General features: G+C 56.1%; 10 protein-coding genes. 6 read left to right on the forward strand and 4 right to left on the reverse strand.

The annotated features are described in order from the left end of the window. Positions 1 to 63 precede the first annotated feature (63 nt). The 3 genes from feoA to feoC are packed head-to-tail and all read left to right on the forward strand — an operon-like array spanning position 64 to position 2,889. Positions 64 to 291, forward strand: coding sequence for a ferrous iron transporter A (gene feoA / locus MUU47_RS13405; protein WP_110511800.1), 228 nt, complete (start codon positions 64 to 66; stop codon positions 289 to 291). Between the two features lie 29 nt (positions 292 to 320). Continuing rightward, positions 321 to 2,642 carry a Fe(2+) transporter permease subunit FeoB gene (gene feoB, locus MUU47_RS13410; RefSeq protein WP_258988664.1) on the forward strand — a complete coding sequence of 774 codons (2,322 nt, stop codon included), beginning with the start codon at positions 321 to 323 and terminating at the stop codon, positions 2,640 to 2,642. Positions 2,643 to 2,652: 10 nt separating this feature from the next. Further along, a complete protein-coding gene (gene feoC / locus MUU47_RS13415) occupies positions 2,653 to 2,889 on the forward strand; it encodes a [Fe-S]-dependent transcriptional repressor FeoC (protein WP_159757588.1) in 237 nt (78 codons plus the stop codon). A 51-nt stretch (positions 2,890 to 2,940) separates the two neighbouring features. Here feoC and MUU47_RS13420 read toward each other — a convergent pair whose 3' ends face one another. Together MUU47_RS13420 and bioH are read right to left on the reverse strand one after the other, a co-directional pair. Next, entirely contained in the window at positions 2,941 to 3,210 is a 270-nt protein-coding gene (locus MUU47_RS13420; RefSeq protein WP_258988665.1) for a YdgH/BhsA/McbA-like domain containing protein, read from the reverse strand. 118 nt (positions 3,211 to 3,328) lie between these two features. Continuing rightward, a complete protein-coding gene (gene bioH / locus MUU47_RS13425) occupies positions 3,329 to 4,102 on the reverse strand; it encodes a pimeloyl-ACP methyl ester esterase BioH (RefSeq protein WP_258988666.1) in 774 nt (257 codons plus the stop codon). Between the two features lie 38 nt (positions 4,103 to 4,140). On the opposite strand from bioH, the gene gntX reads away from it, so the two are divergent. Beyond that, on the forward strand, positions 4,141 to 4,815 hold the full coding sequence (gntX, locus tag MUU47_RS13430; RefSeq protein WP_258988970.1) for a DNA utilization protein GntX: 675 nt from the start codon (positions 4,141 to 4,143) through the stop codon (positions 4,813 to 4,815). A gap of 58 nt (positions 4,816 to 4,873) precedes the next feature. Then, complete coding sequence (nfuA, locus tag MUU47_RS13435) at positions 4,874 to 5,449, forward strand: Fe-S biogenesis protein NfuA (RefSeq protein WP_110511805.1); 576 nt, start codon at positions 4,874 to 4,876, stop codon at positions 5,447 to 5,449. A gap of 116 nt (positions 5,450 to 5,565) precedes the next feature. Here nfuA and malQ read toward each other — a convergent pair whose 3' ends face one another. Together malQ and malP are read right to left on the reverse strand one after the other, a co-directional pair. Further along, complete coding sequence (malQ, locus tag MUU47_RS13440; RefSeq protein ID WP_258988668.1) at positions 5,566 to 7,647, reverse strand: 4-alpha-glucanotransferase; 2,082 nt, start codon at positions 7,645 to 7,647, stop codon at positions 5,566 to 5,568. A gap of 9 nt (positions 7,648 to 7,656) precedes the next feature. Next, positions 7,657 to 10,047: a maltodextrin phosphorylase gene (gene malP, locus MUU47_RS13445; RefSeq protein ID WP_258988669.1), complete on the reverse strand. Its 2,391-nt coding sequence runs from the start codon at positions 10,045 to 10,047 to the stop codon at positions 7,657 to 7,659. 570 nt (positions 10,048 to 10,617) lie between these two features. Here malP and malT point away from each other — a divergent pair. Next, positions 10,618 to 13,329, forward strand: coding sequence for an HTH-type transcriptional regulator MalT (gene malT / locus MUU47_RS13450; protein ID WP_258988670.1), 2,712 nt, complete (start codon positions 10,618 to 10,620; stop codon positions 13,327 to 13,329). Positions 13,330 to 13,502: the final 173 nt, after the last annotated feature.

Here is a 13,502-nt window from a genome sequence, read left to right on the forward strand (position 1 = left end):
TTGGTTTCTTACGCCATTGCGTGCGTATGAAGGGATTTTCAATTAGCGATTCAAGCAGGTCTTATGCAATTCACTCCTGACAGTACGTGGAAGATAACCGGGTTCTCACGTGAAATTAGCCCGGCTTATCGGCAGAAATTACTTTCGCTTGGCATGCTGCCTGGCTCTTCTTTTCATGTCGTGCGCGTCGCGCCACTCGGCGATCCGGTTCATATTGAAACCCGTCGCGTCAGCCTGGTATTACGCAAAAAAGACCTGGCGTTAATTGAAATCGAAGCGCTTACCCGTTAATTCCTGCCAGACACAGCGAGTCCAGTAAAATGAAGAAATTAACCATTGGCTTAATTGGCAATCCTAATTCCGGGAAAACGACGTTATTTAATCAGTTGACCGGAGCGCGTCAGCGCGTGGGCAACTGGTCCGGCGTAACGGTTGAGCGCAAAGAAGGCCAGTTCACCACCACCGATAATCAGGTGACGCTGGTGGACCTGCCAGGCACCTATTCGCTGACCACTATCTCCTCGCAAACGTCGCTTGATGAGCAGATTGCCTGCCACTATATTCTGAGCGGCGATGCCGACCTGCTGATCAACGTGGTCGATGCCTCTAACCTTGAGCGAAACCTGTATCTGACGCTGCAATTACTGGAACTCGGCATTCCGTGCGTGGTGGCGCTGAACATGCTGGATATCGCGGAGAAACAGCAAATACGCATCGAAGTCGACGCGTTGGCAAAACGCCTCGGCTGCCCGGTTATCCCGCTGGTCTCTACGCGTGGGCGCGGAATCGAAGCGCTGAAAATGTCCATCGACCGCCATCAGGCCAATGACGATTTAGAACTGGTACATTATGCGCAACCATTGCTGCGTGAAGCCGATTCACTGGCGCAGGCGATGCCGCCAGAGATGCCGCTCAAACAGCGTCGCTGGTTGGGGCTGCAAATGCTCGAGGGCGATATTTACAGCCTTGGATTTGCCGGGGAACGCGCCCAACAGCAGCTCGATTCCACCTTGCAACGCCTGCAAACTGAAATGGATGACCCGGCCCTGCACATCGCCGATGCGCGTTATCAGTCCATCGCCGCCGTGTGTGATGTGGTGAGTAACACCCTGACCGCCGAACCGAGCCGTTTCACTGCCGCGGTGGACCGAATTATCCTCAACCGTTTCCTCGGCTTGCCGGTATTCCTGTTCGTGATGTACCTGATGTTCCTGCTGGCGATTAACATCGGCGGCGCGCTGCAACCGATTTTCGATGCAGGTTCAGTGGCTATCTTTATTCATGGTATTCAGTGGATTGGTGCCACCCTGCACTTCCCTGAATGGCTGACTATTTTCCTCGCGCAGGGGATTGGCGGCGGGATCAACACCGTGCTGCCGCTGGTACCGCAGATTGGCATGATGTACCTGTTCCTGTCGTTCCTCGAAGACTCCGGTTACATGGCCCGCGCGGCGTTTGTGATGGACCGCCTGATGCAATCCCTCGGGCTGCCGGGTAAATCATTCGTGCCGCTGATTGTCGGCTTTGGCTGCAACGTGCCGTCGGTAATGGGCGCGCGTACGCTGGACGCTCCGCGTGAACGCCTGATGACCATCATGATGGCGCCGTTTATGTCCTGTGGCGCGCGGCTGGCGATTTTCGCGGTCTTTGCCGCCGCTTTCTTCGGTCAGGAAGGCGCGCTGGCGGTGTTCTCGCTGTACGTGCTCGGCATCGTGATGGCTATCCTCACCGGCCTGATGCTCAAACACACCATTATGCGTGGCGAAGCATCGCCGTTCGTGATGGAGCTGCCGGTGTATCACGTGCCGCATCTGAAAAGTTTGATTATCCAGACCTGGCAGCGCCTGAAAGGCTTCGTTCTCCGTGCCGGTAAAGTAATTGTGATTGTCAGTATTTTCCTCAGCGCGCTGAATAGCTTCACGCTGAGCGGCCAGGCAGCGGACAACATCAACGATTCGGCGCTGGCGTCCGTCAGCCGCGTAATCACCCCGCTGTTCAAACCGATTGGTGTGCACGAAGACAACTGGCAGGCCACCGTGGGCCTGTTCACCGGTGCGATGGCAAAAGAAGTGGTGGTAGGAACGCTCAACACCCTCTACACCGCAGAAAATATCCAGCAGGAAGCGTTCAACCCGGCCGATTTCAATCTGTTGGATGAGTTGGGCGCCGCCGCGGGGGAAACCTGGCAGAGCCTGAAAGACACCTTCAGCCTGAGCGTACTGGCCAACCCCATCGAAGCCAGCAAAGGCGACGGTGAAATGGCAACCGGCGCGATGGGCGTAATGAGCAGCAAATTCGGCAGCGCAGCCGCCGCATACAGCTACCTGATTTTCGTCCTGCTCTACATTCCATGCATCTCGGTGATGGGCGCCATCGCCCGCGAATCAAGCCGCGGCTGGATGGGCTTCTCGGTACTGTGGGGGCTGAACATCGCCTACTCGCTGTCAACGCTGTTCTATCAGGTTGCCAGCTACAGCCAGCACCCGCGCTACAGCCTGACCTGCATTCTGTCCGTGGTCCTGTTTAACGTGGTGGTGCTGGGCCTGTTACGCCGCGCTCGCAGCCGGGTCAACGTCAACCTGCTGGCGACCAGGAAAACCGTCGACAGCTGTTGTAACAGCCCGGCGGGCGACTGTCACTAAGGACGAAATCATGGCATCAATGATTGAACTGCGTAACATGCTGGCATTGCAGGGCCGAATGGAGGCTCAGCAGCTGAGCCGCGCGCTGCATACGCCACAGCCGATGGTTGACGCGATGCTGATGCGAATGGAAGCGATGGGTAAAGCGAAGCGCATTGCAGAGGAACCGGCGGATTGTCTGAGTGGAAGCTGTAAGAGCTGCCCGGAAGGGAAAGCCTGTTTGCGTGAATGGTGGATTTTACAGTAACGACTCATTGATGTATCAAACGAAGAAGCGGGCCACTGGCCCGCTTTTTACTTATTTGTAGATATCAGCATTCGCGTGAACGGTTTTCTCGTTCTTCTCGCCTGCAATCACCACGAAGTAAGTTGCACCTTTTTCATCGGCTTTTTTCGACAGATCGTGTTTGGCATCCATTGGCGATGTGGTGCGCGAGGTGGTCACCGTACCAATCTTGGTGAGGTGCATTTTCGCCACGTCCTCTTTCTGAATTTCTTTGGCTGCAAACGCGCCGAAAGACAAAGAACCCAGTACCAGTGCCGTAACCATACCCGTAACATATTTCATAGCCGTACTCTCCTTAGGACCATTTTATGTGAGCGCTGCGCGCGTAAAGGCAATGCGCTGACGCAGCGACCTTCTAAGTATTGTCGCTGATATAAATTTCGCCAGTTTGCCTTAAAAATCAGACTATCACCTGCTTAAGCGCTACCAACTGCTGACAAAACTCCGTCGGATGGGAGATGAACGGGGCATGTGCCGCTTTGTTGAAAATAGATGACTGGCTGTTCGGCCAGCGCGCATCCAGCAGCGGGACCACCTTACGCGGCACGAGCCCGTCGAGGTGGCCGTAAAGCCGCAGGAACGGCATCTCAAGCGAAGCAAGCGGCTCGCGTAAATCCGCCGTTTTGAGGATTTCCAGCCCGCCGTTAAGCACTTCGGTCGTCGGCATGGGCAACGCCAGCACCGTGCTTTTCAGTCGACGCGCATCCTGGCGGGCGCTCTCGGTGCCAAGCGTCTGCAGAGCGAGGAAACGCTCCACCGTGCGCTGAAAATCTTCGCTCAGCTGCTGCTGGAAACCGGACAACACTTCCGGCTTGATGCCCGGCCAGTCGGCCTGCGCGGAAAAACACGGTGATGACGCAACGGTCACCAGCGCCTGCACGCGTTCCGGGGTGGTCAACGCCGCCAGGCTGGCCACCAGTCCGCCGAGACTCCAGCCGAGCCAAACCGCTTTTTCCGGCGCTTTTGCCAGAACCAGTGCGGTCATCTCTTCCAGCGAAAGCGCGCCAAAACCCGTGCTGCGTCCAAAGCCCGGCAGGTCCACCAAATGAAGCGTGAATTGCGAACTCAGTTCCGGCGTAATGCAATCCCATACTTCCGCGTTCAGCCCCCATCCGTGCAGCAGCACAAGATGACAATTTCCTTCGCCTTTGGTTTGCCACCAGATGTCGTTCATCAGTTATTGTTCTCATTCTTCGAATTGGGAGGGGAATGATGCTAACAGCCCACGGCTTGTGCTGGCTATGCCAAATGCCGCTGACGTTGGTCCACTGGGGCGTTTGCTCGCGCTGCGCCCGCGCCGTGAGTTCTCGTCTGCCCGTCTGTCCACGCTGTGGTTTGCCTGCCGCTGGCGGGCAGACAGACTGCGGCCGCTGCCTGCAAAAAGCGCCGCCGTGGCAAAGCCTGGTCGCGGTGAATGACTACGGACCGCCGCTTTCAACGCTGGTGAAAACGTGGAAGTTCAACGCCAGGCCGGAGCTGGCCTGCGCGCTGGCGCGACTGCTGCTTCTACGCCTGCAACAGGGCATCGGGCGGCAAAAACCGGACCGGCTGCTCGCGGTTCCGCTCTGGCAACGCCGCCATTGGCGACGCGGATACAATCAGGCAGATTTACTCTGTCGCCCGCTTTCCCGCTGGTTGGGGATTGGCTATCAGCCCGAGGCGATTCATCGCGTCAGGCCAACGGCCACGCAGCATCAGCTTTCGGCGCGATTGCGTAAACAGAACCTGAAAAACGCGTTTCGTCTTGAATTCCCGGTACACGGACTCCATATCGCCCTTGTGGACGATGTCGTCACGACCGGCAGCACTGTGGCCGAACTTTCCCGCCTGCTTTTGCAAAACGGCGCCGCGTCAGTTCAGGTATGGTGCCTGTGTCGCACCTTGTAGACCCTTTGTGATGGGCGTATTATAACCGACTAAAGTAGTCAACTATTAGGCCAAAGCTATGATCCGTATTTCCGATACTGCACAAGCGCACTTTGCCAAACTGCTGGCAAATCAGGAAGAAGGGACACAAATTCGCGTATTTGTGATTAACCCCGGCACCCCGAATGCTGAATGTGGTGTTTCTTATTGCCCGCCGGATGCGGTGGAAGCCAGTGACACTGCCCTCAAATTTGACCTGCTGACCGCGTATGTTGATGAGCTGAGCGCGCCATATCTGGACGATGCGGACATCGACTTCGTGACCGACCAGTTAGGTTCCCAGCTGACGCTGAAAGCGCCGAACGCCAAAATGCGTAAAGTGTCTGACGATGCGCCGCTGATGGAGCGCGTAGAGTACATGATTCAGTCGCAGGTTAACCCGCAGCTCGCCGGTCACGGCGGTCGCGTGTCGTTGATGGAAATCACCGACGAAGGTTTCGCCATTCTGCAGTTTGGCGGCGGCTGTAACGGTTGTTCGATGGTCGACGTGACGCTGAAAGAAGGGATCGAGAAGCAGCTGCTGAACGAATTCCCGGAGCTGAAAGGCGTTCGCGATTTGACCGAACACCAGCGCGGTGAACACTCTTACTACTGATTTTACGTTCAGGCCCGTAGCCCTGCAGGCCTGATAAGCAAAGCGCCATCCGGCATTTTCACCCGGCGGCGCCTCGCTTACGCGGGCCTACGAGGATCTCGTGGCCCGCAAATCCATTATTTCCCCACCGCATTCCTGCGCTTATCCAAATCCTTAATCAGTTTATTCACCGTCTCATCAGCAAACATCGCTTCAATGGTGGTGGACAGCTTGCGACGCCAGTTTTTGTACTGGTAACTGGTGCCCGGAATATTCACCGGCCCCGCCATATCCAGCCAGTCTTCCGGCTGAAGCCCCAGCAACGCACTATTACTGTCGGCGATATAACGCTGCATTCCGCGATTCAGGGTGGTGGTCATGTTCATCAGCGACGCCTTATGCCCGGCGCGTTTTGGCAGACAGCCATAGTTGTGCAGCGCGTCTAACAGCCCCTGCTTCGCCCGTTCACGATCCTGGTACAGTCCGCGCAAAATCACCTCGTCAGGATACAACCCCAGGGTTTTGCCGAGCGTCAAATCACCGCTTTCCCAGTAGCCACGCAGCGTCGGCAAATCATGAGTGGTCGCCACCGCCATAGACTGCTCCGGGTAGGCTTTCGGCGAACGCCAGGTTTTTTCGTGGTCGCTTTCGAAATAGAGCACTTTGTAGGAATAGACGCCGCTTTTACGCAGTTTTCCGACGATTTCCACCGGCACGGTGCCAAGATCTTCGCCAATGACCATGCACTGATGGCGTTTGCTTTCCAGTGCCAGAATCGACAGCAGAGAGTCCACCGGGTAATGCACGTACGCACCGTGATCCGCCGTTTCACCGTACGGGATCCACCACAAGCGCAGGACCGACATCACGTGGTCGATGCGCAGCGCGCCACAGTTCTGCATATTCGCACGCAGCAAATCGATAAACGGTTCATAGGCACGCGCGGCGATGATATGCGGGTCCATCGGCGGCAGGCCCCAGTTTTGCCCGAGCGGCCCAAGAATATCCGGTGGCGCGCCCACGGAGGCTTTCAGGCAATACAGCTCGCGGTCACACCAGGTTTCCGCCCCCCCCTCCGCCACGCCCACAGCAAGGTCGCGATACAAGCCAATCGGCATGTCATGCGCCTGGCATTCATTCCAGCAGGCGGCGAACTGGCAATACGCCAGCCATTGCAGCCAAAGGAAGAAATCAACTTCATCGGCGTGTTGGGTACAAAACGCCTTCACTTCCGGGCTGTCGATGTCCTGATACGCGGCAGGCCAGGCAGGCCAGCCCCAGCGCAGTTCATCTTCTTTGACCTGATACGCATGCAGCGCGTCGAACGCCGCCTGCCAGTAAAGGCTTTCGCCTTCGTTCAGGGCAAACTGGCGGAACGCCGCCATTTGATCGTCGCTGCGCACGGAGAAGCGTTTCCACGCCATCCGCAACGCGGTAATTTTCAGCGCGGTGACGGTGGAATAATCGACCCATTCGGCATCACGTGCGGATTGCAGCGCCTGCTGCGTAGTCGGCAATGTCCACCACGCCTGCGCCTCTTTGCTGTCACGGAAATCGTCGACCGCATTTACGTCAATATAAATGACGTTCAGCCAGCGGCGTGAAGAAGGACTATACGGGCTGGCGCTTTCCGGGTTCGCCGGGTAAAGCGCGTGAATCGGGTTCAGGCCGATAAACGACCCGCCACGTCGGGCGATTTCCGGCAGCATCACTTTTAAATCGCCAAAATCACCGATACCCCAATTACGCTCAGAACGCAGGGTGTAGAGCTGCACGCAGCTGCCCCACAGCTTTTTGCCCTGCTTAAGCGCCTGCGGCTCATAGCAACGCTCCGGGGCGACAATCACCCGGCAGTGCCAGCGATGGTCGCTCTGGGTAAGCGTCAGAGTGTGATACCCCTCCGGCAAACGCGTCGGCAAGTTCAGCGCTTTCTCTGCCGTCGCTTTGCCCTGATGCTGCTCCCCCTCTTCGGTGGTCAGCATCCAGTGGTACTCGCCGCTGCCTTCCACCGGCAGCGACATTTTCTTACCGTGGGTAAACACCTGCACGTTGGGAACCGGTGTCACCGCCACTGTCGTGGCCGCGACCCCGTGATGCATTGCGTCGAGCAAACGTCGCTTGGTTTCTGCACCAATTGACTGCGGTTTGCCGTGGGCATTGATGTAACTTGGGCTGATGCCCGCCGCTTGCGCGGCGTTGTCCAGACGTTTGCTCTCCATTGCGTTCCCTTAACGTTTTGCCTGCCAGATACGGCTCTGATAATCACGGATTGAACGGTCGGAACTGAACATCCCGCAGCGGGCAGAGTTGAGAATCGCCGCGCGCGTCCAGGCTTCCTGGTCACGGTACAGCACATCCACCTGTTTCTGCGCGTCAACGTACGCCGTGAAATCAGCCATCACCAGATACGGGTCGCCGCCCTGTTTGCCCATGCTGTGCAGCATCTGGTCAAACGCGTGCTTGTCACCGTCGCTGTATTTACCGCTTTCTAACTCTTTCAGCACCGCATCCAGCACTTTGTCTTTCTTACGCCATTTCAGCGGGTCATAACCTTTGGCCTTCAGCGCTTTCACTTGTTCGACGGTGTGGCCGAAGATGAAGATATTTTCGTCGCCAACCTGCTCGGCAATTTCGACGTTCGCACCATCGAGAGTGCCGACGGTCAGCGCGCCGTTCAGCGCCAGCTTCATGTTGCCGGTGCCGGAAGCCTCTTTGCCTGCGGTAGAAATTTGTTCAGACACGTCCGCCGCGGGGATCATCACTTCTGCCGCCGATACGCAGTAGTCCGGAAGGAATACTACTTTCAGCTTGTCGCCGACTTTCGGGTCATTATTCACCACGTCGGCCACTTTGTTGATAGCAAAAATGATGTTCTTCGCCAGGTAGTAGCCCGGGGCAGCTTTCGCGCCAAACAGGAATACGCGCGGGACGCGGTCTGCCTGCGGGTTTTCTCGGATTTCTTTGTACAGCGCTAAAATGTGCAGCAGGTTCAGGTGCTGACGTTTGTATTCGTGCAGGCGCTTGATCTGAATATCAAAAATCGCCGCCGGATTGATGTCAATCCCGGTACGGTGCTTCACAAACTCCGCCAAATGCTGTTTGTTGGCGAGCTTGATATCACGCCAGGTTTTGCGGAATTTGGCGTCGTCGGCGTATTTTTCCAGGTTGATCAGCTGGTCGAGATCGTTGGCCCACTCTTTCTTCAGATGCTTATCGAACAGCGCTGCCAGCGCCGGGTTGCACTGCTTGATCCAGCGACGTGGCGTAATGCCGTTGGTGACGTTGTGGAATTTGTTCGGCCACAACTGGTGATATTCCGGGAACAGGTCCTTCACCACCAAATCAGAGTGCAGCGCCGCGACGCCGTTGACCGCAAAGCCGCTCACCACGCACATGTTGGCCATGCGCACCTGCTTGTCGTGTACCACCGCGAGTTTGGCCCACACCGCAGCGTCGCCTGGCCAGGTGTTGTCGACCCGCGTTTTGAAACGGGTGTTGATCTCATTGATGATCTGCATGTGACGCGGCAGCAGCGCTTTCACCAGTTTCTCATCCCAGCATTCGAGTGCTTCTGGCATCAACGTGTGGTTGGTGTAGGCGAAGGTTTTGCTGGTGATGGCCCAGGCATCGTCCCAGCTCATCTGATGCTCATCGAGAAGCACACGCAGCAGTTCAGGAATGGCAATTGTCGGGTGCGTGTCGTTGAGCTGAATCACCTCAAACTTCGGCAGGTCAGCAATTTTACGGCCCGCCAGATGATGACGACGCAGAATATCCGCCACCGAACAGGCGCACTGGAAATACTGCTGCATCAGGCGCAGCTTTTTGCCTGCCAGATGGTTGTCGTTCGGGTACAGCACTTTAGTCAGTTTTTCGGCGTCGATCCCTTGCTGCTCTGCACGCAGGAAATCGCCGTCGTTGAATTTGGTCAGGTTGAACGGGTGCGCGTGGGTCGCCTGCCATAAACGCAGCGGTTGTGCCACGCCGTTCCGGTAACCGAGCACCGGCAGATCCCACGCCTGACCGACCAGCGTGAACGCTGGCTGCCAGTCGCCTTTCACCACTTTACCGCCAATGCCAACCTGCACGTCCAGCGCAGCATTGTGGCGGAACCACGGATAGCTGTTGCGATGCCAGTCATCCGGGGCTTCCATCTGCTGGCCGTCGGCAAACGACTGACGGAACAGACCGTATTGATAGTTCAGGCCGTAACCTGTTGCCGACTGACCGACGGTCGCCATGGAATCGAGGAAACAGGCCGCCAGACGCCCCAGGCCGCCGTTACCCAACGCCGGGTCCGTCTCTTCCTCCAGCAGATCCGTCAGCGTGACGTCGTGATCTTTCAGCACGGCACTCACGTCCTGATACCAGCCGAGGTTCAGGAGGTTGTTGCCGGTCAGGCGACCGATCAGAAACTCCATCGAGATATAGTTGACGTGACGCTGTTTTTTTTCTGGTTTCGCTGCAGGCTGAGCCGACAACAGTTCTGCCAGCGCGCCGCTCACCGCTTGCCACCACTGATGCTGAGTCATTTCGCTTGCGGCCTGCAAACCGTATCGCTGCCACTGACGTGTCAGTGCAGCCTGAAACTGTGCTTTATCGAAGGTCGGCTGTGACATAAGGATCCAATCCTGTTAGCTAAAACGTTGGCGCTAGTGTGCCTGGCTACCTGTTTAACGTCCTCATCCCGGCGGGCATTAGCCGGGGAGGAGTAGCAGGGATGAGCGAAAAAGTGTGATCTTCGCCACTATAACGGTAGCCGTTTACAGCGGTTCTGCTCAGTTTTACACCGTTGGGACCTGGAAAGTGAAAAGACGTTTTGCAAATTATATGTAAGGGTGGAAATGATTACTTACGTGTAATAATAACTCCGTAAATCACCTTCATTCGAAATGCAAATTTAATGATAAAACGTGACTTTAAATTTATCCGGATGGGGAAAAACGCATTCACACAAATTAGTTTTAGCCTCTTTTTAACAAACTGAGGAACCCAGTCTCCACGCGCACTGGCACCGGTTTCAGTCGATATAATTATTCTTCATTAAGATTTGTGACACAGTGCAAAATCATAAGCATTAAAATCGGACATAACTTGCAATAATTAAGCATATGTCCGAACTTAGTAGACATTAATTACGAAGCGCGAAAAAAAACAAACTCTTACTCTCACAGTGAAGTGATATACCTATGTTGATTCCGTCCAAATTAAGTCGTCCCGTCCGTCTTGAACACACCGTGGTTCGCGACCGGCTACTGGCGAAACTTTCCGGCGCGAACAATTACCGTCTTGCGCTGGTAACAAGCCCAGCTGGTTACGGGAAAACCACTCTCATTTCACAGTGGGCAGCAGGGAAAAGCGATCTCGGTTGGTTTTCTCTGGATGACGGAGACAACCAGCAAGAACGTTTTGCAAGCTATCTGATTGCCGCCGTTCAGCAGGCGACAGGCGGTCATTGCACGACCAGCGAAACCATGGTGCAGAAGCGGCAATATGCCAGCCTGACCTCGCTGTTCGCCCAGCTGTTTATCGAACTCAATGCCTGGCTGCGCCCGCTGCTGCTGGTCATTGATGATTATCATCTGATAAGCAATCCGGTTATTCACGACGCGATGCGATTTTTCCTGCGCCATCAGCCGGAAAATATGACGCTGGTGGTGCTGTCGCGCAATTTACCGCAGCTCGGCATTGCCAATCTGCGCGTGCGCGATCAGCTGCTGGAGATTGGCAGCCAGCAACTGGCGTTCAATCATCAGGAAGCGAAGCAGTTTTTCGACTGTCGCCTGACCTCACCGATTGAAGCCACCGAAAGCAGCCGCATGTGTGACGACGTTGCCGGTTGGGCCACGGCGTTGCAGCTTATCGCCCTCTCAGCACGACAGAATAACAGTGCCGCGCACCATTCCGCGCGCCGTCTGGCCGGAATTAACGCCAGTCATTTGTCCGATTATCTGGTGGATGAAGTGCTGGATAACGTCGACATCACCACCCGTCATTTTCTGCTGAAAAGCTCGCTGCTGCGTTCGATGAACGATGCGCTGATCGTGCGTGTGACCGGCGAAGAAAACGGCCAGATGCGGCTGGAAGAAATTGAACGTCAGGGCTTGTTCCTGCAACGCATGGACAATACCGGCGAATGGTTTAGCTTCCACCCGCTGTTCGGCAGTTTCCTGCGCCAGCGCTGTCAGTGGGAGCTCGCCACCGAGCTGCCTGATATTCACCGCAGCGCGGCGGAAAGCTGGATGGCGCAGGGCTTCCCGAGCGAAGCCATTCACCACGCGTTGTCGGCAGGTGATGCCAATATGCTGCGCGATATTCTGCTTAATCACGCCTGGGGCCTGTTCCATCACAGTGAACTGGCGCTGCTGGAAGAATCCCTGGCCGCTCTGCCATGGGACAGCCTATTGGAAAATCCGCGCCTGGTGCTGCTACAGGCGTGGCTGATGCAGAGTCAGCATCGCTACAGCGAAGTGAACACCCTGCTCGCCCGTGCCGAAGAAGAGATGAGTGCCGAAATGGACGCCACGCTGCACGCAGATTTCAACGCGCTGCGGGCGCAAGTGGCGATCAACGACGGTGATCCGGACGAAGCCGAACGCCTGGCAATGGTAGCACTCGACCAATTGCCGCTGGCGAGCTTCTACAGCCGCATCGTGGCGACCTCCGTTCACGGGGAAGTGCTGCACTGTCAGGGCAAACTCAGCAAATCGCTGGCAGTGATGCAGCAAACCGAACAAATGGCACGTCGCCACGAAGTCTGGCATTACGCGCTGTGGAGCCTTATCCAGCAAAGTGAGATTCTGTTTGCGCAGGGCTTTTTACAGGCCGCCTGGGAAACTCAGGAAAAAGCGTTCCAGCTGATCCGCGAACAGCACCTGGAACAGCTGCCGATGCACGAATTCCTGTTGCGCATTCGCGCGCAGCTGCTGTGGGCCTGGGCACGTCTCGATGAAGCCGAGCAGAGCGCTCGTCACGGAATGGACGTGCTGGCGACCTATCAGCCACAACAACAATTACAGTGCCTCGCGCTGCTGGTGCAAAGTTCGCTGGCGCGCGGTGATTTGGACAATGCCCGCAATCACCTGAATCGCCTTGAAAACCTGCTCGGCAACGGGCAGTACCACAGCGATTGGGTATCGAACGCCGATAAAGTCCGGGTGATTTACTGGCAGATGATTGGCGATAAAAAATCAGCGGCCAACTGGCTGCGCCATACGCCGAAACCGGCCTTTGCCAATAACCATTTCCTGCAAAGCCAATGGCGCAACATCGCCCGGGCGCAAATCCTGCTTGGCGAATTCGACTCGGCGGAAATGGTGCTGGAAGAACTCAACGAGAACGCGCGGACCCTGCGTCTGATGAGCGATCTCAACCGCAACCTGCTGTTGCTCAACCAGCTGTACTGGCTGTCGAATAAGAAAAATGACGCTCAGCGCGTGTTGATGGAAGCCCTGACGCTGTCCAACCGCACGGGGTTTATCAGTCATTTCGTGATTGAAGGTGAAGCGATGGCGCAACAGCTGCGTCAGCTGCTGCAACTCAATATGCTGCCGGAGCTTGAACAGCATCGCGCCCAGCGAATTTTGCGTGAAATTAATCAGCACCATCGCCACAAGTTTGCACATTTTGATGAGAACTTCGTGGAACGTTTGCTGACTCACCCGGAAGTGCCGGAGCTTATCCGCACCAGCCCGCTGACCCAGCGCGAATGGCAAGTGTTAGGTCTGATTTATTCAGGTTACAGCAATGACCAGATAGCCGGTGAGCTTGACGTGGCGGCGACCACGATTAAGACGCATATCCGTAATTTATATCAGAAGCTCGGCGTGGCGCATCGCCAGGATGCGGTGCAGCATGCGCAGAAGCTGTTGAAAATGATGGGGTATATTTCTGCGGCGTGATGCGCTATCCCCCGCCCCTCTCCCTGGAGGGGCCACGGGGATTGATAAGGGGAACGTGGTGTTCCCCTTATCCCGTTCACGTTCGGCTCGGGTTGCGGAACCTGCTGAACATCTGGTGAACGGAACAATTCCACACTAGATTTTATACTGCACTGACAGAAAGCAAGCGGCTC

This window comes from Scandinavium hiltneri, from assembly GCF_024764835.1.
Classification (GTDB): Bacteria; Pseudomonadota; Gammaproteobacteria; order Enterobacterales; family Enterobacteriaceae; genus Scandinavium; species Scandinavium hiltneri.